At 48.6% G+C, this 26,165-nt stretch carries 24 protein-coding genes and 2 pseudogenes; 12 read left to right on the forward strand and 14 right to left on the reverse strand.

Going from position 1 to position 26,165, the window contains the following annotated elements; translation table 11 throughout:
* Positions 1–548: pseudogene (locus ACKPQ4_RS03850) on the reverse strand (hypothetical protein); the annotation flags it as partial.
* A 300-nt stretch (positions 549–848) separates the two neighbouring features.
* On the opposite strand from ACKPQ4_RS03850, the gene ACKPQ4_RS03855 reads away from it, so the two are divergent.
* Positions 849–2,093 carry a hypothetical protein gene (locus ACKPQ4_RS03855; RefSeq protein ID WP_407679891.1) on the forward strand — a complete coding sequence of 415 codons (1,245 nt, stop codon included), beginning with the start codon at positions 849–851 and terminating at the stop codon, positions 2,091–2,093.
* A 14-nt stretch (positions 2,094–2,107) separates the two neighbouring features.
* On the opposite strand, the gene ACKPQ4_RS03860 is transcribed toward ACKPQ4_RS03855, so the two are convergent.
* Entirely contained in the window at positions 2,108–2,620 is a 513-nt protein-coding gene (locus tag ACKPQ4_RS03860) for a hypothetical protein (protein ID WP_407679892.1), read from the reverse strand.
* A 56-nt stretch (positions 2,621–2,676) separates the two neighbouring features.
* Positions 2,677–3,348: a class I SAM-dependent methyltransferase gene (locus tag ACKPQ4_RS03865; RefSeq protein WP_407679914.1), complete on the reverse strand. Its 672-nt coding sequence runs from the start codon at positions 3,346–3,348 to the stop codon at positions 2,677–2,679.
* A gap of 150 nt (positions 3,349–3,498) precedes the next feature.
* Between ACKPQ4_RS03865 and ispH the strand changes: the two genes are divergently transcribed.
* From ispH to ACKPQ4_RS03880, 3 genes are all read left to right on the forward strand, one after another.
* Positions 3,499–4,368 (forward strand): 4-hydroxy-3-methylbut-2-enyl diphosphate reductase, encoded by an 870-nt coding sequence (ispH, locus tag ACKPQ4_RS03870; protein WP_407679893.1) that lies wholly within the window; start codon positions 3,499–3,501, stop codon positions 4,366–4,368.
* 18 nt (positions 4,369–4,386) lie between these two features.
* A complete protein-coding gene (purB, locus tag ACKPQ4_RS03875; protein WP_407679894.1) occupies positions 4,387–5,811 on the forward strand; it encodes an adenylosuccinate lyase in 1,425 nt (474 codons plus the stop codon).
* Positions 5,812–5,917: 106 nt separating this feature from the next.
* Entirely contained in the window at positions 5,918–7,186 is a 1,269-nt protein-coding gene (locus ACKPQ4_RS03880) for a 6-phosphofructokinase (RefSeq protein ID WP_407679895.1), read from the forward strand.
* Positions 7,187–7,252: 66 nt separating this feature from the next.
* Here the strand turns inward: ACKPQ4_RS03880 and ACKPQ4_RS03885 are convergent, their stop codons facing one another.
* From ACKPQ4_RS03885 to ACKPQ4_RS03895, 3 genes are all read right to left on the reverse strand, one after another.
* Positions 7,253–8,752 (reverse strand): PLP-dependent transferase, encoded by a 1,500-nt coding sequence (locus ACKPQ4_RS03885; RefSeq protein ID WP_407679896.1) that lies wholly within the window; start codon positions 8,750–8,752, stop codon positions 7,253–7,255.
* Positions 8,749–10,014 (reverse strand): diaminopimelate decarboxylase, encoded by a 1,266-nt coding sequence (locus ACKPQ4_RS03890; RefSeq protein ID WP_407679897.1) that lies wholly within the window; start codon positions 10,012–10,014, stop codon positions 8,749–8,751. The genes ACKPQ4_RS03885 and ACKPQ4_RS03890 overlap by 4 nt, the downstream gene beginning before the upstream one ends.
* 70 nt (positions 10,015–10,084) lie before the next feature.
* Positions 10,085–10,558 carry a dihydrofolate reductase gene (locus ACKPQ4_RS03895; RefSeq protein WP_407679898.1) on the reverse strand — a complete coding sequence of 158 codons (474 nt, stop codon included), beginning with the start codon at positions 10,556–10,558 and terminating at the stop codon, positions 10,085–10,087.
* A gap of 98 nt (positions 10,559–10,656) precedes the next feature.
* Here ACKPQ4_RS03895 and ACKPQ4_RS03900 point away from each other — a divergent pair, with 98 nt between their 5' ends.
* Positions 10,657–13,155 (forward strand): DEAD/DEAH box helicase, encoded by a 2,499-nt coding sequence (locus tag ACKPQ4_RS03900; protein ID WP_407679899.1) that lies wholly within the window; start codon positions 10,657–10,659, stop codon positions 13,153–13,155.
* Positions 13,156–13,169: 14 nt separating this feature from the next.
* Here ACKPQ4_RS03900 and ACKPQ4_RS03905 read toward each other — a convergent pair whose 3' ends face one another.
* Both ACKPQ4_RS03905 and ACKPQ4_RS03910 read right to left on the reverse strand, forming a co-directional pair.
* Positions 13,170–15,896, reverse strand: coding sequence for a valine--tRNA ligase (locus tag ACKPQ4_RS03905; protein WP_407679900.1), 2,727 nt, complete (start codon positions 15,894–15,896; stop codon positions 13,170–13,172).
* 24 nt (positions 15,897–15,920) lie between these two features.
* A complete protein-coding gene (locus ACKPQ4_RS03910) occupies positions 15,921–16,658 on the reverse strand; it encodes a rhomboid family intramembrane serine protease (RefSeq protein ID WP_407679901.1) in 738 nt (245 codons plus the stop codon).
* Positions 16,659–16,743: 85 nt separating this feature from the next.
* On the opposite strand from ACKPQ4_RS03910, the gene ACKPQ4_RS03915 reads away from it, so the two are divergent.
* On the forward strand, positions 16,744–16,983 hold the full coding sequence (locus tag ACKPQ4_RS03915; protein ID WP_407679902.1) for a hypothetical protein: 240 nt from the start codon (positions 16,744–16,746) through the stop codon (positions 16,981–16,983).
* Here ACKPQ4_RS03915 and ACKPQ4_RS03920 read toward each other — a convergent pair.
* Together ACKPQ4_RS03920 and ACKPQ4_RS03925 are read right to left on the reverse strand one after the other, a co-directional pair.
* A complete protein-coding gene (locus ACKPQ4_RS03920) occupies positions 16,980–17,396 on the reverse strand; it encodes a hypothetical protein (RefSeq protein WP_407679903.1) in 417 nt (138 codons plus the stop codon). The genes ACKPQ4_RS03915 and ACKPQ4_RS03920 overlap by 4 nt on opposite strands.
* A complete protein-coding gene (locus ACKPQ4_RS03925) occupies positions 17,389–17,838 on the reverse strand; it encodes an FxsA family protein (protein WP_407679904.1) in 450 nt (149 codons plus the stop codon). The genes ACKPQ4_RS03920 and ACKPQ4_RS03925 overlap by 8 nt, the downstream gene beginning before the upstream one ends.
* 126 nt (positions 17,839–17,964) lie before the next feature.
* Between ACKPQ4_RS03925 and gpmA the strand changes: the two genes are divergently transcribed.
* The 6 genes from gpmA to menB are packed head-to-tail and all read left to right on the forward strand — an operon-like array spanning position 17,965 to position 22,636.
* Positions 17,965–18,711, forward strand: a complete 747-nt coding sequence (gene gpmA / locus ACKPQ4_RS03930; RefSeq protein WP_407679905.1) for a 2,3-diphosphoglycerate-dependent phosphoglycerate mutase — start codon at positions 17,965–17,967, stop codon at positions 18,709–18,711.
* A 44-nt stretch (positions 18,712–18,755) separates the two neighbouring features.
* A complete protein-coding gene (gene folE2, locus ACKPQ4_RS03935; RefSeq protein WP_407679906.1) occupies positions 18,756–19,709 on the forward strand; it encodes a GTP cyclohydrolase FolE2 in 954 nt (317 codons plus the stop codon).
* 57 nt (positions 19,710–19,766) lie between these two features.
* Entirely contained in the window at positions 19,767–20,927 is a 1,161-nt protein-coding gene (locus ACKPQ4_RS03940) for a GNAT family N-acetyltransferase (RefSeq protein ID WP_407679907.1), read from the forward strand.
* A 46-nt stretch (positions 20,928–20,973) separates the two neighbouring features.
* A complete protein-coding gene (gene pdxH, locus ACKPQ4_RS03945) occupies positions 20,974–21,621 on the forward strand; it encodes a pyridoxamine 5'-phosphate oxidase (protein WP_407679908.1) in 648 nt (215 codons plus the stop codon).
* Positions 21,618–21,812, forward strand: coding sequence for a hypothetical protein (locus ACKPQ4_RS03950; RefSeq protein WP_407679909.1), 195 nt, complete (start codon positions 21,618–21,620; stop codon positions 21,810–21,812). The genes pdxH and ACKPQ4_RS03950 overlap by 4 nt, the downstream gene beginning before the upstream one ends.
* Positions 21,809–22,636 (forward strand): 1,4-dihydroxy-2-naphthoyl-CoA synthase, encoded by an 828-nt coding sequence (menB, locus tag ACKPQ4_RS03955; protein WP_407679910.1) that lies wholly within the window; start codon positions 21,809–21,811, stop codon positions 22,634–22,636. The genes ACKPQ4_RS03950 and menB overlap by 4 nt, the downstream gene beginning before the upstream one ends.
* 15 nt (positions 22,637–22,651) lie before the next feature.
* Here the strand turns inward: menB and ACKPQ4_RS03960 are convergent, their stop codons facing one another.
* From ACKPQ4_RS03960 to ACKPQ4_RS03975, 4 genes and pseudogenes are all read right to left on the reverse strand, one after another.
* Entirely contained in the window at positions 22,652–23,986 is a 1,335-nt protein-coding gene (locus ACKPQ4_RS03960) for a dihydroorotase (protein WP_407679911.1), read from the reverse strand.
* 46 nt (positions 23,987–24,032) lie between these two features.
* The gene (locus ACKPQ4_RS03965; protein WP_407679912.1) at positions 24,033–25,298 is read right to left on the reverse strand and encodes a glutamate-5-semialdehyde dehydrogenase; all 1,266 of its coding nucleotides are present in this window, start codon (positions 25,296–25,298) and stop codon (positions 24,033–24,035) included.
* 218 nt (positions 25,299–25,516) lie between these two features.
* On the reverse strand, positions 25,517–25,768 hold the full coding sequence (locus ACKPQ4_RS03970) for a hypothetical protein (protein WP_407679913.1): 252 nt from the start codon (positions 25,766–25,768) through the stop codon (positions 25,517–25,519).
* 3 nt (positions 25,769–25,771) lie between these two features.
* A pseudogene (locus tag ACKPQ4_RS03975) lies at positions 25,772–26,165 on the reverse strand (hypothetical protein); the annotation flags it as partial.

Genomic DNA, 26,165 nt, shown 5'->3' on the forward strand with positions numbered 1-26,165 from the left:
TTGCTTTCTTTATACTCTGCAATGATTACTTGCTTTTCTTCAGTACTTGCATTTTTGAGATCTTCACGAAGAGCTTTTCTTGAACTCTTCATTTCTTCACGCTTTTCTTTTAGGGCTACAACTTTAGATTTCAGTTCATCAGACATACTAAGTTGTGGGCGCTCTTGACGGTGTGGGCGTGCTTCTTTGATCTCTCCACGAATGGACTCGTAGGATTCCTGGACCTCATCAAAACGGTCTTGATTTGCTTGCTTAAAGGCTTGGGTTGCTTCTTTGATTTCTTCTTTAGTTGCACCCTCTCCAAGTTTGGAAATGTTTTCCTTGAGTTCGGCACGCAGGGCTTCCTTCTTTCCTTTTAATTCACCAAGTTGATCTTTAGCTTCATCGGAAAGTTCTGGTCTATCTTTTCTTACGATATCTCCTGAACTAACTTTTTCTTTTATGGCTTTCGCAACGATTAACTTAGCTAGTCTGGGACGTTCTTGCCCAAAACTAACGCTAAACGCTAGAATACTGGTTAGAATGATTGTGAGTGTTGTTTTTTTCATAATTTTGACTGGTTAGTGATTAATAATACCGGACTTTTTCATTTTCTATGCCATATCTTTATTATCTCGTAAGTGGCTTATGGGTAGTTATTAGTGTAATTTAATAATAATTAATTATCCTCACTTTGTGATGTATTTGGGGAATATTTACGCATGAATTATTAAATTTATGGGTAATATTTCTCGACGAACACAGTGGTCAGCTTATTTTTTCAAACGGCCTTCAAATATTCTCTAGAAATTGAAGGTAAGTGGACGGTGGTACTGTTGTTTATCCCTGGCTGGTAAATGCGTATTTTTATGAACCTGAGAATTTTCTTTTCCTATGGTTTAACCCGATTCATGCTAGACGGTGTGGACAGGAATTTAATCTATCTTTTACTATGTTTTTCTTTCTCGTTTGGCTTAAAAGCCAAAACAACTTCTTTGGGCGAAGTTCCGCAATGGTCAGACCTGGATATTTTTCAGGAGTCCATAACCCGTAGTGAATTTATTCATTTTTTAAACACCGTTTATTGCCCACGACCGGAGTGGTGGTCTGCTTGGATTAGTATCGAGGAGGATAAAGTAAGTATACGAAAATTCCCACAACAGGACGAGTGGTACGATTTGTATTTTAAGAAAGATGAAAAAACACCCAGTTCGTCCACCAAGGCAAAATCGATTTCCACAAACCTGCGTGGCTTAATTATCGCCCTGGACCCCGGGCATATTGGTGGAGCCTGGTCTGCGATGGAAAAAAGGCATTTTTCACTGAATGATGACCAACCGGTGAAAGAAGGCGACCTTGCCCTGGCAGTGGCCAAAAATTTAGTTCCTGCTCTCAAGCAGTTGGGAGCCATCCCTGTGCTCGTCCGTAAAAAAGCCGAACCTGTTACCCAGAACCGACCGGATCATTTTCACGAAGATGCAAAGCAGTGGGCACAAACAGTGCTGGGCGAAGACTACAATAATACGGAGAAAAAAAATATCCTCGTTCGGGAACGCCAGGAATTGCTTTTTTACCGGGTGGATGAAATCAGGGCACGTGCAGATTTAATCAATCATTCAATCAAGCCGGATTTGGTGATCTCCATTCATTTTAATGCCGCCGCCTGGCCGGATTCGGAAAAAAGAGAACTGGTGGATCGGAATGACCACCATATTCTGGTCAATGGATGTTACATGGGTGGCGAACTCGCCTATGATGATCAGAGGTTTGAACTTATCTGGCGCTTGCTCAATCGATGGTCTGTTATTGAGCAGGGCTTGGCGGAAGCCCTTTCGCATTCCTTTTCTCAAGTCACCGGCATGCCGACCTTTTCTTACAAGGGACCCAATGCTCTGAAAATTGGAGAAGTTCCCGGAGTGTGGGCCCGTAACCTATTGGCTAACCGAATATATCGTTGCCCGGTCGTATTTCTTGAACCTTACATTGCCAATTCCTCCTCCGTTTATCCACGTGTTCAAAAATGGATCAAGAAAGGAGAGGATGATACTTCTGGTTTGGTCTCGGAGTATACCGAGGCGGTTCTGTTGGGTTTACAAAATTGGTCGGCTGAATAAACGGATAAGGAGTATTATTTTCCCAAGGTTTGTTTGATCATTTCTATGACCGATTGATCATAAGCCTTCACTGTCTTGGTAGGCCCGACAAGTTTTAGAAAAATCGATCCCTGCCTGCCCTCTACAATAGATCCAAGAAGAGAGTGGCCCGGTTTGGGCGTTTTTGGACCAAATGGCGAACCGCTGAGAAAAGTTCCGGTAGCCCGGGCATAGGTTACCTTAACTTCGTTGACGATTTCTTCTTTAATGTCCTGGTCCTGCATGTCTTTAAATTGTTTCATCCAACGGTCGATATTTGCCCGCACTCCGCCTCCGCCACTCGGACCAAAGTAAAAGAAGACGAGTTGGGCGGTCTTTCCATCCTCACTGGTAAGATCGAATTGTGCTTTGCGCATGGGTGAGGTCGGTTCGCTTTGCTTCCAGTCATCCGGAGCCACAAACTGATACCCAGCGATTTCAACGACATTTGCCCAAATGCAAATTGGGGTGAGGCAAAAGATTAAAAGAAGAGATTGTAATCGTTTCATTATTGATACTTTGGTTAATTTGCCATCAAGGGATCAGGTTTTTTAGTTGAAGTTGACTAGGGCTTGCGAAACACCATGAAGTGTTGCTGAGGTAAATCCTCTGATGTTTTTTCCCATTCCAATCCGAGAGATGAGATTTCTTTGATCGCCTGTTTCTGGGACATTTTGTGGAGCTTTTTAATAGGAATACCGGGGTCCTCCAACCGGTACTCGATTAAAACAAGTTTTCCTCCAGGTTTAAGGATTTTAAAGATTGAATCTCCCATTTCTTTAGGGTGAGAAAATTCGTGGTAAGCATCTACGATCAAAACACAGTCTGCAGAGTTTTCTTCCAGTTTTATATCGGTGATTGTACTTTGAATAGGTTCGACGTTATTCGCCTTGTATTTCTTCATTTTCGAACGAATGATCCCGATCATTTGCGGGGAGATATCCACCGCGTATACCTTTCCCTGAGGCACAAGGGGAGCGATGCGGAAACTGAAGTATCCGGATCCCGCACCTAAATCAACCACCTTGTCAGTTGGGCTAAGAGAAAGGTTTTTGACCAATAAATCGGTTCGTTCCTGCTGCTCTCTTTCAGGTCTCTCCAACCAGCCCGCACCCAAATGTCCCATCACTTTTGAAATTTCCCTTCCCATATAAAATTTACCAATTCCATCACGGGTTGCTTGCCTGATAACATAAGGGCTATTCTTATCTTTACTAATCTCTTCTGCCCTGAGCATACAAAGAAAATTAGAATTGAGTAGGGCGAGAAAACAGACAAGAGGGGGCAAGGGTCTTAGGTTCATACAAAATTTATTGAAGGTGCATGGCTGAAATGCAAATCAATATTGAACCAGTCCGTGGAGTCGGGTAGGGTTGATTAAATATATATGAAAGTCATTCGAGCCAAAAGCGCCGGTTTTTGTTGGGGAGTTGAGCGAGCGATTCAAATCGCTCGTGAGGAAGCCCAAGGGGGAGCGCGTCGGGTCTATACCGATGGTCCTTTAATTCATAACAAACAGATGATGGAAGCTCTGAGCAAAGAGGATGTTCAGGAAGTGGGTGACTATCAAAGCAGCCAGGCTCTCGACCTCGAACAATCTGCGGACAAGGAATCCGTAGTTGTGGTTCGGGCCCATGGGATTTCTCCCCAACGCCGGGAATACCTTAAAGGATTGGGCCTGCCTTTTCGCGATGGTACCTGTCCGGATGTTGGAATCATCGCTGGTAAAGTAAAGAGCCATGCAGAGCGGGGATTTGATGTGGTCATCTTTGGAGACCCAAAGCATCCGGAAGTGATTGGTTTGTTAGGCTACTCCAAGGGGCGTGGACATGTGGTAAATACCCTGGAGGATCTTGAGGAATTGCCCAATTTCAAGGGCGAGGTGGCCATGGTTTCACAATCCACCATGTTTACTCACGAATTTAAAAAACTTACCAGTAAACTTGCTGAAAGTTATCCTCAGCTCGTGGTCTTTGACACCATTTGCGGGGCGACTAAGGAAAGACAGTCCGATCTGGTTGCTTTATTTAAGGAAGGTGCAGAGGCCATTGTGGTGATCGGGGGCAAACACTCCGCAAATACCCTCAAACTTGCCAAGCTTGCATCCTCCCACAAGCGACCAACCTTTCATGTGGAAACTGCAGACGACATCATTCCTGCCGAAGTAAGCAAATTTGCCACTGTTGGAGTGACTGCCGGTGCATCGACTCCTGAATTTATCATTCGTTCGGTTTGCGAACGATTGGAAGCCATTTGATCATTACCCTAAATTAATATGAAGGAATTTGTCCCCAATGTATTGGCGGAGCGCTACGCTTGCCCCGCAATGACTCAACTATGGTCCGCATCCGGAAAGGTTGTACTGGAGCGCGAATTCTGGATCGCAGTTATGCGGGCTCAGCAGGAACTCGGTGTGGAAATCGGGGACGATTCGATAGAAGCTTCAGAAAAAGTAAAACGCCAAGTGGATTTGGAATCGATTCGCAAGCGTGAGGAAGTAACCAAGCACGATGTCAAAGCAAGGTTGGAGGAATTTGCGGAACTTTCTGGTCATCAACATGCCCACAAGGGTATGACCAGTCGGGATCTTACCGAAAATGTCGAGCAATTACAGATTCATCGCAGCCTGAGTATCCTGCTCGAGAAAGCGATTGCCTCGCTTCTTGCTCTCTCCAAACGTGCTCAGGAACATCGCGATGTCTGCCTGACAGCCCGTTCTCACAACGTACCTGCTCAATTGACCACCCTTGGCAAGCGCCTTGCCAACTGGGGGGAAGAACTTTCCCGCTCTGTGGAGGATCTTTCCCGCCTCTGTGCCACTTATCCATACAGAGGATTAAAAGGGGCAGTGGGTACCCGCCTCGACCAGATTACCCTGCTTGGAAGTGAGGATAAGGCAGCCGAGTTGGATCGCAGCCTCATGGAGCATCTCGCAGCCACTGCAAATTGGGAAAATGTGGGACAGGTCTATCCAAGAAGCCTTGATTTTGAAGTGGTATCCCTGCTCGTACGCCTGGCTGCCGCACCGGCAAATTTTGCCACAACTTTACGAATCATGGCGGGGCATGAATTGCTTGGCGAAGGATTTGCCAAGGGGCAAACTGGTTCCTCGGCCATGCCACATAAGATGAATAGTCGAAGTTGCGAGCGTATTAATGGTTTTCATTCTCTGCTCAATGGATACCTAAACATGGTAGCCAATTTATCGGGGGATCAATGGAACGAGGGAGATGTTTCCTGCTCAGTTGTGCGCCGGGTTGCCTTGCCGGATGCCTTTTTTGCTCTCGATGGATTGTTTGATACCTTTTTGACCGTGCTTGATCAGATGGAAGTATTTCCTGCGGTCATAGAGGCGGAAAAGGACAGATACTTGCCCTTCCTTCTTACCACCACCATAATGATGGAGTCCGTTAAGGGCGGTGCCGGCCGCGAAGACGCCCACGCGGCCATTAAGGAACACGCTGTTTCCACGGTTCGCGATTTGCGGGAGGGGAAAATTAGCCGTAATGATTTAATTGATCGACTATCCAAAGATTCACGGGTTGGGATGAAAAAGCAGGAGCTTGAAAAAATCCTGTCTGAAGGAGAAGGGCGTATCGGAGCAGCGGGGGAACAGGTCGATCAGTTTGTAAAGCGGGCCCAAAAGTGGGGTGATAAATATCCCGAGGCCAAGCAGTATTCTCCTCAGTCTATTCTCTAGTTACTGCTATGGGATGAGTGTAGCATCCCGTTTCTTGGATTTTGCGATTGCCAACAGGGGGGGGCAAGGTGCATTCCTTTTAGCTAACTTTCATAAAATATAACTCATGGCTGAAGAACTAATTGGAAATTGCTTGGTCGCTCAATCGGGCGGGCCGACTGCCGTCATTAACGCCAGTGTCGCCGGGGTAATCTCGGAAGCGCTTAACCAAGAATGCATCGAAGAAATTTACGGTGGAATGAATGGTGTATTGGGCATTCTTAAGGAAGACTTGATTGATCTTGCTGAGGAATCCCAGCAGAATATTCGTGGATTGCGCTATACCCCTGCATCCGCACTTGGAACATGCCGATTCAAGCTCAAACGAGATCAGGAATACGAACGTATTCTTGAAGTGTTCGAGGCTCATAATATTCGCTACTTCTTTTATTGCGGAGGAAATGACTCCCAGGATACTGCAGATAAGATTTCAAAACTTGCTCAGAGCAAGGGATATGAGCTTCGCGTCATTGGTGTGCCAAAGACCATTGATAACGACCTCGTAACCACTGACCACTGTCCCGGTTATGGAAGTGTGGTTAAATACTTGTGCACCGTGGTTAAAGAATCCGCTCTCGATCACGAAGCCATGGGGCAACACGATCTTGTTTCGATCATTGAAGTGATGGGCCGAAATGCGGGTTGGATTGCTGCCGGAGCCACCCTCGCTAAAAGCAAGGAAAACCCCAACGATGCTCCTCATCTCATCTACCTACCCGAATTACCTTTTTCCAAGGAGAATTTCATCGATGATGTACAATCCGTGCTTAAAAAGAATAAATATTGCATGGTGATTGTAGGCGAAGGACTTGTTGATAAGGATGGAAATTATGTTGCCAACTCGGCAACTGGACAGGACGCCTTTGGACACCAGCAACTTGGTGGAGTTGGAGATTTTCTTGCCAACTTGGTCGAGCAAAACCTTGCTGTGAAAGCACGCTCATCAAAATTGGGTATTGGACAACGGGCTGCCGCTCATTGCTCTTCCCAAACTGATAACGACGAATCTTTCATGGCCGGCCAGGCAGCTGTAAAAGCCGCGATGGAAGGAGAGACCGACAAGATGGTCATCTTGGTTCGTGGAGAAGAAGAGGCATATACCTGTGAAACCGGACTTACTCCTTTGTCCGAGATTGCCAATGGGGTGAAAGAAATTCCCTCCGACTGGATTTCTGAGGACGGGGTAAGCATGACTGCCAAGTTTATCAAATATGCCCAGCCTTTAATTATGGGTGAAGTCGAAGTCCCCCATGAGAATGGAGTTCCTGCCTATGTTCGTTTATCGAAGAGACGGGTGCGTAAGGTGTTGGACTCTTTCACCTTTGAACAATCTTAACTTTTTAACGGTTTAAAAAAACCTCTAAAAATTTTGGAGCTCCCCGTCGTTAGGCGGGGAGCTTTTTTATTGGAGGGCACGATCGATACACTGCACGATCTCTTCCACCGGTTCCAAGCCAACAGATAGGCGGAGTAAATGAGGTGATAATCCTGCCTGATCAAGTAGTTCCCTGCCTTTATGCGTTTTGGTCAGCGGATAATGAGCAAGGTAAACATAGGGACAACAATTGGAAAACTCCGTTCCAAAACTCGGGCTTTTGAGCATTTGTAAACGGTTGTAAAATTCCTCAAAGTTTCCCGAAACCTCAAAACTTAGGTTGCAGCCCGGTCGGTTAGCACCAGCAAATTTTTCGTAGTTTTTTGCGTATTTATTCTGGTATGCCCAGTGCAGATGTTTGACCTTTGGATGATTTTGTAAAAACTCGGCGACTTCTAAGGTCTGGGCATTTACCCGTTCAATAAAATTGTCGTAATAAGGAATCTGCTCGGCCATACGGGTAAGATCCCTGGAGTAGGGCGGACAGATTATACTCTGCGTAACTTCAAAGAGTTCTCTTCCCAACTTGGAAGACCGGGGGAAAGCCAGGCTGCCCATCATCACATCGCCTTCCCAACCTGCATACTTGGTCAAACTGTTGACCACCACATCTGCCATCCCCGTAATCCCAGCATTTTTGGGAGAAACCATAGTCGGGTCGACCACAAGCAGGGCATCTGCCTGATCACAAAGATCCCTTGCTTTTTCAAGGTCTCCAGCTTGGAGTAGGGGATTGGTTGGAAACTCGGTAATAACCCCAGCAATAGAATCCCCATGCTTTTCAAATAGGGAGCTGAGCAGGTCGAGGTTGCCAATTTGATGAACCTCAATGACCTGGCCCTTTGGGGAAGCATATAAATTCATCGCTTCAATGGTATCAAGGTACAACCATCCCCAACGTATCCAAACTGTTTTTCCCCGGGCCTGTGCATGATCGACTGCCGATTTGAAAAGGGCATGAAAGGCATTGGCACCTGAGGAGGCGAGAAGAAGATCCTCGGGGCCGACATCCGGCCCGTGGGCACGGGAGATCGTTTCCTTGACTATGGACTGAGCATCTGCAACTTCCGCCAAGGTTTCCCGCCTTTCCAGTAATCCCCGTTCCCAAAGATAATCCTCGGCCAGACGGGAGGATATTCCACAACCAGTGTGTTGAAAGTAGGAGGATATCTGAGCATTTGTTGGGGATGCGGTCGGGACTTGTAGCAGAGTCCAGCCATTTCCCTGCTGAACATGTGCTTCTTTTGGGGAATAGCGTTTGATTACTTCCTCGCAATCCTGTTCGCGGGCAAATAAATATCCACAGCTCGTATTTGCCTGATCCTTACAGATATCTGCAAGCATTTGACCGATCATTTGATGCCTGACAAAGCGCGGATATCCCGTGGGTAAGGCAGCGAGGGTTTGTGGGTCTTTCTCCTCGTAACCAATCAAGTCAGCAACTTTTGGCAGGCTTACACAAACCGCATGAGGTTGGGCGGGCAGAGGTTGACCAAGAGTAAATCGACCGAGCCCGGAAGTCTTCACGGGACTACTTCGTTTTCAATGATTTGTTCAAAGGTTTGCCGCTTTCGAATCTGGCCGAGTCGACCATCTTCCTTACGCAGAACCTCCGCGGCTTCGGGAAATGAATTATAATTTTTTGCCGACATCGATGAACAGTATGCACCCACCCCTTCAATTACGCAAAAATCACCAATTTCTCCCCGGGGAAGATTTCTGGGGAACAAGGCTTCTGGATCTCCCGGAGCCGGGGTCAGAAGATCTCCAGATTCACAACAATGTCCAACCACCACTTGGTCGATAGGTTCTCGAAATTTTTCCTGCCCCGGTTCGCAAAGCAAATGAATGGGGTGCTGGGCACCATAAAGGCTGGGACGCAAAATTTCCGTCATTCCGGAATCGAGCTTGAGGAAACGGTATCCATCTGGTCCGGTGGATGTAACATCTTGTACTCGTGTAACCAGGCTGCAGGCATGGGCGAGAAGAAAAGTGCCCGGTTCAATTTCCAGCTTTAATTTCCGTCCTGTTTCCGATGCGAAATTTTTAAATAATTCACACACTGGAGATCCAACTTCCTGTAAATCAGTTGGTTTTTCATCAGGCATACGTGCCACCTTGTATCCACCACCCAAATTTATGGTTTCGACCGAGGGAAAGGCACGGGCCAAATCCAGAGTCATGGAGGCTACGGTTTTCCAGACCTCTGGGTCAGAACCTGATCCAATGTGGGTATGAATACGTTCGACCGTGAGGTTATATTCCTGGCAGAGGGAAAGGGCTTCCTTTAGATCGTCCTTCCATATCCCAAAGCTGCTTGCCGGACCGCCAACATTTGTACGGTTGTTACCACCCGAGCCTTTGCCAGGATTAAAGCGAAGACCTATCCGTTTGGTTTTTCCCCACTTTCCAAACTTGTGAATTTGATGGAGTGAACAAAGGTTTATCTTGATTCCATCCTGGGCCCAGTAGGTAAAATCATCGGCCAATTCCTGGGTGCTCAGGGATATCGATTCCGTACCAAACCCCGCTCGTACTGCCCGTTCTACTTCGTATACCGAACTTGCATCGATACCGAGTCCCTCCTCGTTAAAAATCCGCAGAATAGCAGCAGTGGGTGCAGCTTTCATAGCATAGCGTGCAAAGAGACCGTAGGCGTTTGGAAAATTCATGACCGCCCTGGCATTGGCCCGCAATATAGCCTCATCGTATACAAAGCTGGGAGTACCAAATTCCATTTGGATCTCGTCTAAATCTTCGTAGCTTAAAAATCGCATAGTATCGCTCATTAAATCTTAGGAAATAGTGGTTCTTGGGAACGGAAGCAAGCCTTCGGGCGATAGAAACAGGAATATCTGCTTATTTTTGCAAAATTAAAAAAGTCAATGGGTATCCATTTCCAGTAGTTTCCCGCCTGCTTTGTTCATTGGGGAAATGGTCCTGCCAATCGGGAAAGTGGGTATCCCCCACAAAATCCGCGTCGATTTGAGTGAGGTGTAATTCTTCGCACAAGGGCATGGCTTCCGCATAAATTTGTTCTCCCCCACATACCCATACATTATTTGACATAGCCGATGCCAGCCTGATACTTTCTTTCAAACTCCCTGCTCGTTGAGCATGGGCGAAGGTCAGGTTTGGGTTTCTGGTCAGGGCGACCACATTGCGTTCTTGGGCATGCTCCACGAAGTCTTCGTAGCATTTACGCCCCATGACTAAAGCTCCATCCCGGGTGGTCTCTAAGAAATATTCCCAGTCTTTCTGGATTTTCCAGGGCAGGGTACCACTCGAGCCCATTACCCGGTTGTGCCCGCAAGCTGCAATCATTCGGATCATTCGATAGGAAATAGGTTTTTTGAGAATATGTTCATATTCGATTGCATGGTTGAGATTGGATAAGGTACTTGCAAATATGCAAGCGTTCAGTGGAAACAATGCAAACGAATAGCGACGAATTTGGCGGGCGTATCTTTCTTCCCGATTCCTGGCAACGCCAGGCATTAAACGAACTTCGGGGAGGCAAGGATGTGGTGCTCCATGCTCCCACCGGTGCGGGCAAGACTTTTGTCTTCGAGCAGTGGATCGAGGCAGGTTTTAAGGGGCGGGCGGTCTACACCGTGCCCACCCGGGCATTGGCCAACGATAAGTTTCGTGAATGGAAAGAGCGTGGATGGGAGGTCGGGTTGGTCACCGGGGATGTGCGCCACCGTCCGGAAGCCTCCGTGGTGGTGGCCACCTTGGAAACGCAGCGCGGATCGATGGCAGGTATCCATCCGCCTGATCTTTTTGTGGTCGATGAGTATCAATTACTGGGAGATTCTCAGCGTGGTCCGGGCTATGAGGTTACCCTGGCTATGGCCCGACCTCAAACCGCCCTGCTTTTAATGAGTGGCAGTGTGGCCAATCCACATGTGGTTGCCGAGTGGTTAGTTGGTCATGGACGTCAGGTCGCGGTTATCGAGGAAGCCAGACGTCCGGTTCCTCTTGAGGAAGTCATGGGTGAGGTCCTTCTCAAACGCTCAACTTCGGGTGGGAAATTGCACGGCCATTGGCCGAGGTTGGTCGATGGAGCCCTGCGTGCCGGGCTTGGCCCATTATTGATTTTTGCCCCCCGGCGCAAAGCCGCAGAAGAACTTGCCCGTCAACTTGCCCATGAATTACCCGAGCCCGAAATGCTCGAACTTACCACCGAGCAGCGCCGTTTGGCTGGTAAGGAACTTTCTTCGCTGTTGCGCCGTCGGGTGGCCTATCATCATAGCGGCCTTGATTACCTTAAGCGGGCAGGGCTTGTCGAACCCCTGGCTAAGGCCGGACAGTTACAGGTGGTGGTGGCGACCACTGGATTGGGTGCGGGGATTAATTTTTCCACCCGTTCCGTATTAGTCACGGATCGGGAATATCGAATAAATGAGCAATTATATCAGGTCCGACAAGATGAACTTTTGCAAATGTTTGGCCGGGCGGGTAGACGGGGAAAAGATACCCGCGGATATGTGGTGGTTGCTTCTCGCCAAACCCGACTGTCCGATGCCCGGCCTTTGCGCCTCCAACGATCCTCGACTCTCGACTGGCCTTCCTTAATTAAGGTCATGGACGTTGCTCTGCAAAGGGGAGAAAATCATGTCGATGCCGCCCGCCAGCTTGCAGACCGATTGTTTTCAGAGGAAGACCTAAGGCTGGGCTTTCGTGAATCGCTTGGCAACTTAAGTTCCTTGGTGCAAGCGAAGGAAAGTGCAAAGCAGGAAACAGATTCTCCCCGGGACGAGGTAATCGAGATGCTTAACAGTGCTGGCCTTTGGGAAAGAAGGGGAGGGCAGTCGCGGGCATTACTTGGCCGGGCTCTCGTAAGAAAGGATGAGAAGTGGGTACCTGCCCTTTCTCTGCCCGATACTTTGAACAAAATACCGACGGGCAATCCCTGTCGTTTTGGAACCAAAAAATCTCCGACTTATGGAAAAGAAATTCCAGTGGCTGTTTACCTTGATGAATCGATGGGGGAGCGGGTCACCCTGATTAAATCATTTCGCAAAATTTTACGACTGGCAGTGGCTCAGGAACGACCAAAGGGCAAACGAAAATATGCCCGAAAGACCTGGGTTCGTCTCGGCTTGGAGGATCAATTACGTCCCTTTTTCTCATCCCTTTCTCAGGGTGGTGAACTGGTCGAGTTTGTGGATCGGGGAAAAGTCCTGAGTGCCCGTATGAGCTATGAAAATGCACAGGCTTTGGCTTGGAAGGATTCACGGGGTCGTTTGCTTCTCAATCCTCAATTACGCCGAGTTTCCCGATCATTTGATTCTCCTTTCGCGGAGAAAAGTTCGGTGCATAGTGATGATTTAGCTCAGGCCAGTCCGGTTGAGGCATGGTATGTTTTGGGCTTAATCGATGAGCATGCCCGACCTACCGACCGCGGCCGTATTTTTAGCCAGTTTTCAAGGGGTGAGGGCCTGGCAGTGGCGGTGGCCTTGGAAGACCCAACCTATGACATGGATGAATTGATTCACGACCTGGCAAATCTGCGGGCGGGGCATCGTTTTCGTTCCTGGGCTAATACAGAGTCCCGACTATCTGCTCTCTGCCGGCAGGCCTATGGTTTTCGTGACTGTCCGGGGTATTTACGGGCTGGTTTACCGATGGAATTTGGAGAAGGCGGAGTCGATTTTATCCGCGAACGTTCTCTTCTTACTACCTTAAAGGAGGAAGAGGCGGAGGACTTGGGGGCGGGGGATGTCGAGCGCCTGGTTATCGAGTGGAAATGCCTGCTCGATTTGATTGCTCATGGGCCTGACCTTGGTATTCCCCGCTGGACGGAGTTGCAAAATAAAGCACGAAAACTGGGTAGTTCCCATTCGCAGGCGGAAGAACTTCCACAACTTCCCGAGCTTCCTATGAGGCAGCGCCGGCGCTTTGAAGGTCCGGTCCGTCGGGGGTGATCGTTTGATCTTGGCTACTTGGTGAGAGCAGCCAAGGCTTCGGAAGTTTCCTGACGTTTTTTCTGGTTATCTGCCAATTGTTTCCGAGCCCCTTCGACCACCTGGGCAGGTGCCTTGTCAGTAAAGGCGGCATTGTTTAACTTATTTTCGATTGAGGATATAATTTTGTCCAAACCTTCCATTTCCTTGGTCAGTCTTGCCCGCTCGACCACAGGGTCAATCCCGCTGGCCAGGTCCATATAAACCGATCCAAATGCGGTGACCAAGGTGGGCATGCCCACGGGTGCTTCCTTTACCCGTTTGAGTGCGGCCGATCCCACGGAACTGAGAAGGGAGGAAATATGTTTTTCCAAAACCGTGGAATTTTCATCATCTGCAAGGTAGAAGAATTCGACTTTATTGTTACTTGCCAGGTTGCGGTCCGCTTTGAGGGCACGCATGGAAGTGACGAGCTCGCGGATCGCGAGCATTTCCTCAAGGGCGGAAGCATCGGGCCGTACGCCCGCTTGTTCAAGAGATTGATGTAACTCCTGACCCGTTCCCGGATTGATCCACTGGATGGACTGCCCACCAGAAAACCCAAGTCCTTTCCACAACTCTTCGGTAATAAAAGGAGTCGCAGGATGCAGCAGTAGCAGGACTTGCCTGAGGCAAAGATCCTGAATCGCAAGGCAGGTATTTTTATCCTCCCCGCCTTTCATACGAGCCTTCGAGTTTTCGACATACCAGTCGCACAGATCGTTCCAGAAGAAACGATAGATCGATTGAAGGACAGAATTAAATTCGTACCCTTCGTAGAGTCGTTCCACTTCATCAAGGGTTTGTACGAGACGGAGCAAGATTGCATGATCGTCCTGGTTGAGTTGGGCTGGATCTATCCGGCTGATAATCTCTTCCAGGGTGGACTCGCGGGTTTCCTCATCCGCCATTTGACGAAAGCGCGAAAGATTCCATAATTTATTACAAAAATTTCTTCCCTGCTCAATTCGTTCCTCTGAAAAGCGGATATCCTGTCCCTTGGGAGCTATGCTCATTATTCCGTATCGCAAACCATCTGCCCCATACTTTTCAATGAGATCGAGGGGATCGGGGGAATTGCCCAAAGATTTGGACATTTTACGCCCTTTTTCATCGCGAATAATTCCGGTAAAGTAAACATCCTTAAAGGGGATACGCTTACGGATTTCCTCGTCGGATAGAGTAACCTTGGGATCAACCGGATCCCCCTTGAATTCCAAGCCTGCCATAATCATACGGGCAACCCAGAAAAAGATGATGTCCGGACCGGTCACCAGGGCGGATGTGGGGTAAAAATAATCAAGCCCCTTTGCCTTCATTGCCGATTTATCGGGCCATCCCATAGTGGCAATCGGCCAGAGCCATGAAGATGCCCAGGTATCGAGTACATCCTCATCCTGTTCCCAGTTTTCCGGGTCTTCCGGCCCTTTTACTGAGATATGCCAATTTTTTGGATCGTTCCGGGGAGCTCCCTTACGGTACCAAACCGGGATGCGGTGTCCCCACCAGAGTTGCCGGCTGATACACCAGTCCTGAATATTTTCCAACCAATGAAGGTAGGTTTTTTTCCAGCGTTCCGGGAAATAGCGGATAAATCCTTCAGCCACCGCCCGTTTGGCTTCTTCCACGCGTGGATAGCGCAGGAACCATTGTTCGGAAAGACGGGGTTCAACCGGTACATCCGCCCGTTCTGAAAACCCGACATTATTGGCGTGGTCTTCCTCGTCGATCAGGTCTCCCTGTTCCCGTAGTTTTTCCACGGTTGCTTTGCGGGCTTCAAAACGATCCATTCCGGAAAATTCGGGCCCTGCCAAATCGTTGAGCGATCCATCCTCATTTAAGACGTCAATAATTTCCAGGTTGTGCCGCTGTCCGATCTCGAAGTCCAAAGGATCATGAGCAGGAGTAATCTTGAGCATGCCTGTACCAAAGTCTTTTTCCACTGCTGCATCCGCAATGATGGGAATTTCTGCAGGTTGGAGAGGTCGGCGGACCTTTCTACCTTCGAGCCCTGGCCAGCGCTCGTCCTCGGGATGGATGGCAAGGGCAACATCGCCCATGATTGTTTCCGGACGGGTGGTGGAAACATAGAGGTATTCGCCCGGAGTATCCGTAAGTTCATAACGAATTTTAAAAAGTTTTCCATTCTGAGGTTTCGTGATTACCTCTTCGTCAGACAGAGCGGTCCGGCTAACCGGGCACCAGTTGACCATGCGTTTCCCCCGGTAAACATATCCGTTATTAAACAAACGCACGAAGGCTTCGAGCACGGCCTCGGAATAATCAGAATCGAGGGTATGAACGGTACGTTCCCAGTCACAGGAACATCCGAGTTTACGCAATTGTTTTAGAATGATTCCTCCGTGTTTATCGCGCCACTTCTTGGCATGCTCGATAAATCCTTCCCTTCCCAGATCGTGTTTATTTTTACCTTCCTTGCGCAGTTGTTGTTCCACTTTTGTCTGGGTGGCAATTCCAGCATGGTCGGTTCCTGGTAGCCAAAGCGTGGCATGACCACGCTGGCGTGCCCGCCGAGCCAGAATATCCTGGATGGTATTATTGAGCACATGGCCCATGGTGAGAACACCAGTCACATTGGGAGGGGGAATTACAATGGAGTAGGCGGGTTTATCCGCATCGGGTCGTCCCTGAAATGACCCCTCTCGTTCCCAGGTTTCGTAGAGGCGGTCCTCCACATCTTTTGGTTGGTATGCTTTTTCCATCTGTTCGCTTAAAAGCGGGTAAAGTTACCGCAATCCCCGGGATTGGCGAGTAAAAGAGCGCGTTCGTCCGTCCTGAAACAGGCGAACTCCGGGTTTACGCAGAAAAGGAGTGAAGAGTAGACCGGCGGCAAATCCGCCAAGGTGTGCAGCGATAGCAACCCCTCCCGCCTGTTTCATTGATTCGGGTAGAGCAATTACCTGTTCAAATACCCACAGGCCGAGCACGAGGTAAGCGGGTAGATAGAGTGTTCCCACAAAGAGAAAAACCCAGTAAAAGATACGAATATTTGCACGGGGGTAGAGTAGCAGGTAGCCCGCGATTACTCCGGAGATCGCCCCGGATGCCCCGACCATGGGGATTTCCGAGGTCGGATCAATCAGGGACTGGGCGATGGCGGCAAAAAAACCGGAAAGTAAATAGAATAAAAAATAGCGTACCTTGCCCATGGCATCTTCCAAATTATCCCCGTACAGATATAGAAAGAGCATATTTCCAAACAGGTGGAGGAATCCTCCATGACTAAACATCGAAGTGACCACCGATCCCCATTCCCATGCAACTGCTCCAAGGTTGTCCTGAGCAAACTGTCCATAAAAAGCCGCGGGTATGAATCCAAAGTTTGCAAAGTAGGATTTCTGTTCTGCCGGACCCAGGGGGAGTTGGTAGGCAAAAAACACCCAGATGTTGGCAAGAATGAACAGCCAATTAACCAGGGGAAAGGAACCGGTTGGGTTATCGTCACGATAGGGAAAGAAGATCATCTTTCTTCAAATCTTATCTTTATTTTTGTTGTTGAGCAATCCCGGGCTTGCTCATCCTATCCACGCACGATACCAACGATAAAAGATGAAGGATGGACATGAAAGGTTGGGTGTTTTTCGGAGCGATTCCGGCATTACTCTGTCTTTTGGTCAGGCGACCTATTTTATTTCTGCGGATGAACCGTTCCATAATATTGCCCTTAAATCATTGGAACAAAATGATTATATTCCCTTTTACCTGGAGATTGCCAAGCGGGAAGGAATGGGGCCGGAATTCCGGGATGCCCTCGAACGGATGATCGAGGAAACCCAGGATGGGGACTAGTTTTTTCCCGGGCTCAAACGGGAAAGGCGGGGAGCTGGGTTAAGGGCGGATTCTTCCTCGGTGGAAATATACCTGGCCCCTGGTCCATAGGTTCGGGAATGAATCGCCCGAATGATTAAACTGTCTTCATCTTTTTCGTATAAAAACCGGAGTTTAAACTTCTTACTTTCCGGTCCTTCAAAAACAAGTGCATCCATATCCTTGCCTCTAAGAGATCCCTGATCATGGCCGCCTTGGAGTGGTTGCTTCCAATACCCTTCAAGTTCTACCAGTCCATCCGTCTTTATTCGAATGGTCACCTCTTTCTTATTACCGATCTTTCCAATGTAGATACCTTCTTCTGGCCCGGCACACCCGAGGAATCCAAATAGGCAAAAGACTAATAAGAATGAAACAATGGAGGGGCTAGACATCGATCACATCATCCGAGTCTTTACGAAAAGAGGATGTACTTTTAGAGGAATGGGCAAATCCGCTTGCCTTGCCAATATTCTGGGAAAAAGACTTAGTTAGTTTGCTGCATAGGGCCTTACGAAAAGGGGGGATGAGCAAAGAAAATCCGAAAATATCAGTGATAATACCCGGGGTGAGCAGGACGATTCCCCCAACCACAATCAAGGCACCTTCAATGAGTTCCTGAGCGGGAGGTTTACCCGAGCTCATTTCCCGCTGGATTTTGGAGAGAACGGACAATCCTTGCTGCCGGGCAAGAGTGGCCCCGATAATACCCGTTAGCACGATCAAGCCGATGGTAGGCATCGCCCCGATGCGTGAACCCAGCATGATTAATAAGTAGAGTTCCACCATAGGTAGAAAAATAAAAAGCAGGAGCATCCGACCAAACATGGGATTCATCCAAGCGCATCCCACGCCTTTCCACAAGTCCTACCCGCAAGAAATTCAAGATTCAAAAGCGGTGGAAAATTCGTGACCCCGGGAAGGTATTAAGGTACAATAGCACTCTTTATTCCCATTACAGCTATGCATAAATTAGTACTTCTCCGACACGGCGAAAGCCAGTGGAACCAAGAAAACCGTTTTACCGGTTGGCACGATGTTGACCTCACTGAAAAGGGGGAGGGCGAGGCTCGCGAGTCCGGCCGTCTGCTTAAGGAAGCGGGTTTTCAATTCGATGTTGCTTACACATCCCTGCTCAAACGGGCGATTCGTACCCTCTGGTTTTCCCTTAATGAAATGGACCAGGTCTGGATACCTGTTCATCGCGAATGGCGTTTAAACGAAAGGCACTACGGAGCTTTACAGGGATTAAACAAAGCAGAAACTGCAGAGAAGCATGGGGACGAACAGGTACTGGTATGGAGGCGTAGTTACGACATTCCACCTCCTCCTATGACTAAAGAGGATGAAGGCTATGCGGGAAAAGACCGGCGATATGCTGGATTAGACGAGGCAGACATTCCTCTTACTGAATGCCTCAAGGATACGGTTGCCCGCTTTCTTCCCTTGTGGACTGATACGATTGCTCCGCAAATTAAAGAGGGAAAAAGTGTGCTCATTGCCGCTCATGGAAATTCCCTCCGTGCCCTTATTAAATATTTGGATGGTGTATCTGAAGAGGAAATTATCGGAATGAATGTACCCACCGGTATGCCCCTGGTTTATGAGCTCGATGCCGACCTCAAACCGATCAATCGTCAATACCTTGGAGATCCTGAGGCCGTGGCCAAGGCAATGGAAGCGGTGGCCAATCAAGGCAAGGCAAAGTAACTTGCCTGTTTGCATCCTTTCTAAAACTCGGCAAAATTTAGGTTATGGACACACGATCCGACGAACCCCACAAACTCAAACGCGAGTACGATCCAAATTTTAAGATCACACCGGAGTACAAAAAATCTCTGCCCGATGTGCAAAATTCTGGATGTACAGAGATGCAGGGTTCTAATGTACCCATCCTTCAGGTTGGCATATCTGGTTTCCGTTTACCCCTGCGTTTTGTAGGTCCTGACGGGGAGGACTTAACTCTGGAATCCCGGGTTACTGGTACCGTGAGTTTGGATGCTGATAAAAAAGGCATCAATATGTCCCGCATTATTCGTATTTTTTACGAGTACGAAAAAGAAGTGTTTTCTCCCGAAACCCTCGATAAGGTACTTCGTCAATACAAGGAAAAACTCGATTCCCGGGAGGCTCGCATAAAGGTGGATTTTTCTTATCCCATGGTTCAGGAAAGTCTTCGTAGTGGATTGGAGGGCTATCAATACTACCACTGTAGTTTTGAGGGAATTATCGACCGTGCCGACCGGGTGCGTAAGATCATCAATTTTGACTTCATTTATTCATCTGCCTGCCCCTGTGCATCCGAACTTTCTGAGCATGCCCGGGAGGCCCGGAACTTACTTGCCATTCCCCATTCCCAACGCAGCCTCGCCCGGGTAAGTGTGGAAGTACACCCCGATCAGGAACTTTCCCTGCTCGAACTGCGCGATATGTGCATAAATGGACTTGGCACTGAGACTCAGGTAATGGTCAAGCGGGAAGACGAGCAGGCCTTTGCTGAACTTAACGGTGCAAAGGTAAAGTTTGTCGAGGATGCGGCCCGTCTGCTCTACGAACAATTGATTGAAGAATCGGGTATTATTGATTTTCGAATTGTTTGTTCCCACTTCGAATCTTTACATTCCCACGATGCGGTGGCTGTGCTTTGCCGGGGAGTGGACGGTGGATTTCGTGCCGAGTACGAGGATTTCCACAACCTCGTTATCTAGTTTTTTTGTCCTGCCCGCTTTTTCGGGCTTTGCAATTTTTTTTCTCCCGCTCGTGCTGTGAATGTTCATCCACCACGCATCGAAGTTTCGCGCCATCCAATGGTTATCGATTCAATCGCCGAGCAGTATGATACCTTGGTAGATCGGGCAGACTGGATAAATCCATACTTCTCACCCGAATGGATGCGTTCGTGGTGGAAACGTCAAAAGAAGGACCGTGCCCCCCTCGTTCTGCTCACTTATTCAGCCGAGGGTGAACTTCTTGGCTACTGGCCCTTCGTCGAACGCCCGGGTCTGTTGGGTTCAAAGGGGCTCTGGCCCTTTGTATATGACGAAGCAAATTACCATTTTCCAACCTGTGTCCGGAGCGTTGTTGGTCCCATGGTTAATGCCCTTGAAGGCTTAATCGGTTCCTTTCTCTTCGTCTGGCTTCCTCAAATTCCGCAAACTTTTTGGAGTGCTCATCTTAGGGAGTCCGTGGGAACGGGCGACAAGTTGACCATTACCCGTTGTGCCCGTTCATCCTGCCTGATGGAGCCGGAAAAAGAACAAAGCTTTGAAGAATTCTGGGAGGATAAAATGGGGCCAAAATCGCGCAAATCTTTCCGCTACGACGAACGTTCCCTTGCCGAGCGGGGAAAGATCAGTTGGCAGACCTGCGACTCCCTGGAGGAAGTAAGGTCGGTCATGCCGACAACCTGTTTGGTGGAAGTGGCATCGAGCAAGACCTTGGAAAATGCCGGCCTTTACAGCATACGTGGAAAGCGTGGATTCTTTTTCGAACTGCTTCCCGAACTTGCCCAGTCCTCAAGGGTTCGGCTTTCTGTCCTGCGAGTGGACGATCAGCCAATTGCCTGGCAGTTGGAATTGCTCGTACCCGGGCGTTCGTACCTCCATCACCTTGCCTACGATGAGGAGTGGAAAAAATATTCCCCGGGTAAACAACTCCTGAAACGCTCGATGGAATGTTGCTGGAAAGAAGGGCGAGTATTTGATTTTTTGCCCGCTCCCTTTGCCTACAAGGAACGCTACGCCACCTCTTCTGAACCTGCCCATGAACTGCATTGGATACACCGTTCCCTGCGCGGGCGGATTGCCCGGCATCTCATTCGCTGGAATATGAAAATTCGTCAAAAAATGCGCGACCGTTCACCCGGCCTTGCTGCCGCCGTCGGCCGGGAGGTAGTAAGCAAGGCAAACAGGAGGGATTTAGAATAAAGGGTTTTGCCGAACGCCCCGATTTGTCTAGGATAATGAATTTCCGATGAACGATTTTAATCAAAGCCTGCAAGATTTAAGAGAAAGTTATGACCGCGAACCTCTCCGTCGCGATCAATTGTCTGATGATCCTGTGACTGAGTTTCAACAATGGATGCAGGATGCGATCGAGGCTGGCGTGTACGATCCTAATGCTTGCAGCCTGGCAACGGTGGATAAATCGGGCAGGCCCTCTTCCCGGGCCGTACTCCTCAAAGGCTTGGAGGGTGGAAGGTTTGTTTTTTATTCAAATTATAACAGTCGAAAAGCCGGGCATCTTTCGGATAATCCCCATGTTAGTATGCATTTTCCCTGGTTTTCCATGCAACGCCAGGTGACTATTCTTGGAGAAGTCACCAAGGTTGAGGACTCCCTGGCCGAGGAATATTTTCTTTCCCGTCCCTACCTCAGCCGGATCGGGGCATGGGCATCCCAACAAAGCCAGCCTCTGGATTCGCGCGAAAGCCTCGAGAAGTCTTTTTTACAAGCTCAGGATAAATATGGGGAAAATCCCCCCCGACCTCCTCACTGGGGTGGGTACTACCTGCACCCACGATCCCTTGAATTTTGGCAGGGCGGACCCAACCGTCTACACGACCGCTTTCTTTATCAACAAACGGACGAACAATGGAAAATCACCCGACTGAACCCATGAACGAAACCGGCACCGACCAGTTCGATAAGCAAAACCTCGATCAATTGCTTTCCTTGCGGGGCAAGCCTTTTGCCGACTGGAAAGAGGAACGCCTATACCTCCGTGAAAAATGGGGCGTACAGGGTCGAAAGGTGGAGCCTGTGGATTCATCCACTTCGTCCGATTCGGTAGAAGAGGAAGGGCAGTCATGAATTGGGAAACAGTTGGTGAATACGAGGACATTTTTTATCACAAGGCAGGTGGGATTGCCCGGGTTACTATTAATCGTCCGCACAAGCGCAATGCTTTTCGTCCGAAAACGGTCAATGAAATGTACCAAGCCTTTCTCGATGCCCGGGAGGATCCAAAAATCGGAGTGGTTTTGCTTACCGGTGCAGGTCCACACACCGATGGGAAATATGCTTTCTGTTCCGGTGGCGATCAAAGCGTGCGTGGAGAAGCCGGTTATGTTGACGATCAGGGCGTTCCCCGTCTCAATGTTCTCGATCTGCAAAAACTTATCCGTTCCATGCCCAAAGTGGTAATTGCTCTGGTTGCTGGTTATGCGATCGGGGGCGGGCATGTTCTACATGTCGTGTGCGATCTTACCATCGCTGCGGATAACGCGGTATTTGGACAGACTGGTCCTAAGGTGGGCAGTTTTGATGGGGGGTTTGGATCTTCTTATCTTGCCCGGATCGTTGGGCAGAAAAAGGCCCGTGAAATTTGGTTTCTTTGCCGGCAGTATGGAGCCGAGGAAGCCCTTGATATGGGTCTCGTCAATAAGGTTGTCCCAGTCGATCAATTGGAAACTGAAGGTGTGCAATGGGCCGGGGAAATTCTCGAAAAAAGCCCGCTTGCGATTCGTTGCCTAAAGTCTGCATTCAATGCCGATTGTGATGGCCAGTCCGGTTTGCAGGAACTCGCTGGTAACGCTACTTTACTTTACTATATGTCTGAGGAAGGTACGGAAGGAAAAAAAGCCTTTCTGGAAAAAAGAAAGCCCGATTTCGACAAATATCCCTGGCTCCCCTGATTCTACCTTGCTTGTTTACCGCCTGACTGAAGCGAAGGTTACCGCTTCTCCACGGCAAGATTCAATTATCTTTCCTTTTTCGTAGGCAATTTTTCCCGACACGATCGTTTGTTCGATCCGGTGGGAAAAACGCTCGCCTGCAAATGGAGACCATTCACACTTACTGAACAATTTGCTCTCATCGACCACTGTTTGACTGTGAGGATCGACAATAACTAAATCCGCCCAGTAGCCCTCGCGTAAATGCCCGCGGTCTAAAACATCAAAAATACGGGCGGGAGCATGGCAGGCACGCTCCACCAAAGTTTCCAGGGGAAAACAATTTTCATTTACCATTTCCAGCATCAGTAAAAGGGTATGCTGAACAAGGGGTAGCCCAGAAGGCGCGTTAAAATAAGTTCCCTGTTTCTCCTCCCAGGTATGTGGGGCATGATCGGTCGCAAGTACCGAGATTCTTCCATCCGCCACTGCTTGGCGCACCGCCGAGCGGTCGCTTGCCCGTTTGATTGCCGGGTTGCATTTTATCAGGGCACCCAGTTTATCATACCCAGATTCTTCAAACCATAAATGATGTACACATGCCTCCGCGGTTATACGGGCATCACCAGGGGTAAAAAGGTTGAGCTCTTCCTCAGTTGAAATGTGCAAAACATGGAGTCGTGCATTTTCGCGTTTGGCAAGTTCGGTGGCCAGAGTGGACGAGCGCAGGCAAGCCTCCCGCGAGCGGATGTTTGGATGTTCAGAAAATGGCACATCTTCTCCAAATTTTTCCCGGGCCAGGCTCTCGTTTTCTAAAATGGTTGGGGTATCCTCGCAATGAGTGGCTATGGTCGCCGGGGCATGGCGAAAGATTTGCTCAAGAGTGGCCTCCTCATCAACCAGCATATTTCCGGTGGATGAACCCATAAATACTTTGATCCCTGCAATACGGCTGGGGTCAGCCGATTTTACCGCTTCCAGGTTTTCATTACTCGCTCCCAGAAAAAAGGCATAGTTTGCCACCGAGTCCCGCCGTGCGATTGCCCGTTTTTCCTCCAACCTTTGCATATCGAGGGTGGGTGGGGACACATTGGGCATCTCAAAAAAACTGGTCACTCCACCGGCCACCGCTGCCCGGGCTTCGGTCTGGATGGATGCCTTGTGGGTAAGTCCAGGTTCACGGAAGTGCACCTGATCATCAATCAATCCTGGAAGAATCCATTTTCCACCCGCCTCAATAATTTGGGAATTGGGGGTGGGGGAGATGGATGGGCTGATTCGTTCGATTCTTCCCTCGCGTATGAGCAAATCTGCCTCTTCCCGTTTACCGTCTGTTACGAGGGTACCACCAGTGATGAATAGATCGCTCATAACCTTAAATATTTAGCGGATTTAAGAGAGGTTGGGGCGGTAGGTACTATTTCCACTGCCCGTTTCCCTGAATCATATATTTGTAAGAGCACAATTCTTCCAGGCCCATAGGTCCGCGTGCATGCAAGCGGTCTGTGGAAATACCAATTTCTGCTCCCAGTCCAAATTCAAACCCATCGGTAAAGCGGGTACTTGCATTCCAGTAAACGGAAGAGGCATCGACTTCCCGCTGGAATTTTTCCGCCCGCTCTGCGGATGGGGAAAGGATAGATTCACTGTGGCCACTTCCATAGCGGTTGGTAAATTCAATGGCCTCGTCCAGATGATCCACCGTTTTAATCGCCAGTCGAAGGTCGAGAAATTCCTCCGCATATTCCTGTTCGCTTGCCAGGGTGCTCGGAACATCACCAAGGGCTTTTTGGGCACGCTCGTCTGCAAAAATAACACATCCTTTTTCCTGCAATGCCTGTCCGATTTTGGGAAGCAGGGAATCGAGTTGGGATGCATGAACAATTAAATTCTCTATGGCGTTACAAACCCCTGGTCTTCCACACTTTGCAGACACCGCAATATCCAGTCCCATTTGCGGATCACAGCCCTGATCGAGGTAAAGGTTACACACCCCCTTATAGTGCTTAATCACCGGGATGCGGCTATTTTCAGCAACAAAACGGATCAAGCCTTCTCCCCCACGTGGAATGATGCAGTGCACATATTCATCGAGGGTCAGTAAATGATTAAGGGCTGCACGGTCACTCGTGGGAATGAGCTGCACCGCATTTTCAGGAATTTCACTGCGTGATAAAGCGGAGTTAATAATCGAGGCAAGTGCCCGGTTGGAGTGCAGGGCTTCCTTACCTCCGCGAAGGATGGATGCATTTCCCGACTTTAGGCATAGTCCGGCACAATCAATCGTAACATTTGGGCGGGACTCGTAAATGATTCCGATCACCCCAATCGGTGTGCGTACCTTGCGGATATTCAATCCATTTGCAGGTGTTTTTTCCTCGATCAATCCGCCCACCGGATCGGGCAATTCGATCAACTGTCGCAAACCCTGGACCATTCCATCAATTCGTTCATGGTTTAGTCGTAACCGGTCAACCATCGCATCCGTCAATCCATTTTCTTTGGCCGCCTTTAAATCTTTTTCATTCTCCTCGATAAGGATCTTTCGGCTGGACTCCAATTCGCGGGCAATTGCTTGTAGGGCATCATTTTTCTGTATGGTTGTTGCCGAACTTAATGCCCGGGAAGCATCTTTAGCTTGCAAGGCAATTTGTTGGATCATGGGTAGTATAATATCCGTCATCTCAAAATCTTTACTGATTGCATGAATATTGGCAAAGAGTAATCGAATAAGAAGAAAATCTTTGCTCTACCTATCTTATTGTAGCCACTTCAATATTATCAAAACATTGCAAAGTTTTTTAACCTATGAGCATCGATCAAAGTTCGAAGTAAGATTATTCGAACCAGGTCTCTTCCCATAAGATAAAATAACCTGAAATTGTGGAGAGCTTGCCTGAGTTACTCTTTTTTCTTCCAACGCTCATTCACTTTGAGCGTTTGAAAGTAATGGTCGGGTGGAGGTATTGGTAAAGGTTTCGGCAGTTTGTATACTTCCTCTAGGTTTAGCCATTTTCTCTTGCTCCCCTGTTTTTCGTAAGTTTTAAGAATGCCTTCCTTGATGTACTTAACCACCTGCTGTTTGGTTTTAAACCCAAGAATTGCGGCTGCCTCTTTTTGGCTGATGAGAGTATCTTCCTTTTCCTTAGTCATGGTTTACCTAGCTTTTACTCTGACTCTAATAAACTGAGTAGTGCCAGCAGAAGTAGCGGCTGTTGTGCGGTAGACAACACGTTCCATACCTCCGCCCAAATCGACTGCGGAACCAACCTGTTCAATACCAGATGAGGACCAAGTTCTACGGTCTGTACTTTTCTCGACTATGTACTGTACGCCCATGGTCGATTGGTAGTCTGAATCGTACCTGGTAAAGGATAAGTATTCTTTACCGTCGTTAGTTTTAACCGGAGCTGGACGAGCACCCCTTGAATCGTTGCCCAGAGAGTCTCCTCCAAAGGCACGTTCGAGAAGGTTGGATACACCGTCTCCGTCTGAGTCATACCGGTCACTATCAAACAGAGCGGTTGCCTTTTCTCCAGATACTCCGGCA

Source organism: Candidatus Chordibacter forsetii, from assembly GCF_964187505.1.
GTDB classification, from domain to species: Bacteria; Verrucomicrobiota; Verrucomicrobiia; order Opitutales; family Seribacteraceae; genus Chordibacter; species Chordibacter forsetii.

Coding starts and splice junctions, on each gene's coding strand:
- ACKPQ4_RS03860 (WP_407679892.1), bottom strand. CDS start 2,620: ATGAAACGATTACAATCTCTTCTTTTAATCTTTTGCCTCACCCCAATT.
- ACKPQ4_RS03925 (WP_407679904.1), bottom strand. CDS start 17,838: ATGAATCCCATGTTTGGTCGGATGCTCCTGCTTTTTATTTTTCTACCT.
- ispH (WP_407679893.1), top strand. CDS start 3,499: ATGAAAGTCATTCGAGCCAAAAGCGCCGGTTTTTGTTGGGGAGTTGAG.
- ACKPQ4_RS03960 (WP_407679911.1), bottom strand. CDS start 23,986: ATGAGCGATCTATTCATCACTGGTGGTACCCTCGTAACAGACGGTAAA.
- ACKPQ4_RS03900 (WP_407679899.1), top strand. CDS start 10,657: ATGCAAACGAATAGCGACGAATTTGGCGGGCGTATCTTTCTTCCCGAT.
- ACKPQ4_RS03880 (WP_407679895.1), top strand. CDS start 5,918: ATGGCTGAAGAACTAATTGGAAATTGCTTGGTCGCTCAATCGGGCGGG.
- ACKPQ4_RS03970 (WP_407679913.1), bottom strand. CDS start 25,768: ATGACTAAGGAAAAGGAAGATACTCTCATCAGCCAAAAAGAGGCAGCC.
- ACKPQ4_RS03950 (WP_407679909.1), top strand. CDS start 21,618: ATGAACGAAACCGGCACCGACCAGTTCGATAAGCAAAACCTCGATCAA.
- gpmA (WP_407679905.1), top strand. CDS start 17,965: ATGCATAAATTAGTACTTCTCCGACACGGCGAAAGCCAGTGGAACCAA.
- ACKPQ4_RS03920 (WP_407679903.1), bottom strand. CDS start 17,396: ATGTCTAGCCCCTCCATTGTTTCATTCTTATTAGTCTTTTGCCTATTT.
- ACKPQ4_RS03915 (WP_407679902.1), top strand. CDS start 16,744: ATGAAGGATGGACATGAAAGGTTGGGTGTTTTTCGGAGCGATTCCGGC.
- ACKPQ4_RS03865 (WP_407679914.1), bottom strand. CDS start 3,348: ATGCTCAGGGCAGAAGAGATTAGTAAAGATAAGAATAGCCCTTATGTT.
- ACKPQ4_RS03855 (WP_407679891.1), top strand. CDS start 849: ATGAACCTGAGAATTTTCTTTTCCTATGGTTTAACCCGATTCATGCTA.
- ACKPQ4_RS03910 (WP_407679901.1), bottom strand. CDS start 16,658: ATGATCTTCTTTCCCTATCGTGACGATAACCCAACCGGTTCCTTTCCC.
- folE2 (WP_407679906.1), top strand. CDS start 18,756: ATGGACACACGATCCGACGAACCCCACAAACTCAAACGCGAGTACGAT.
- ACKPQ4_RS03905 (WP_407679900.1), bottom strand. CDS start 15,896: ATGGAAAAAGCATACCAACCAAAAGATGTGGAGGACCGCCTCTACGAA.
- ACKPQ4_RS03895 (WP_407679898.1), bottom strand. CDS start 10,558: ATGATCCGAATGATTGCAGCTTGCGGGCACAACCGGGTAATGGGCTCG.
- ACKPQ4_RS03965 (WP_407679912.1), bottom strand. CDS start 25,298: ATGACGGATATTATACTACCCATGATCCAACAAATTGCCTTGCAAGCT.
- ACKPQ4_RS03890 (WP_407679897.1), bottom strand. CDS start 10,014: ATGAGCGATACTATGCGATTTTTAAGCTACGAAGATTTAGACGAGATC.
- pdxH (WP_407679908.1), top strand. CDS start 20,974: ATGAACGATTTTAATCAAAGCCTGCAAGATTTAAGAGAAAGTTATGAC.
- purB (WP_407679894.1), top strand. CDS start 4,387: ATGAAGGAATTTGTCCCCAATGTATTGGCGGAGCGCTACGCTTGCCCC.
- menB (WP_407679910.1), top strand. CDS start 21,809: ATGAATTGGGAAACAGTTGGTGAATACGAGGACATTTTTTATCACAAG.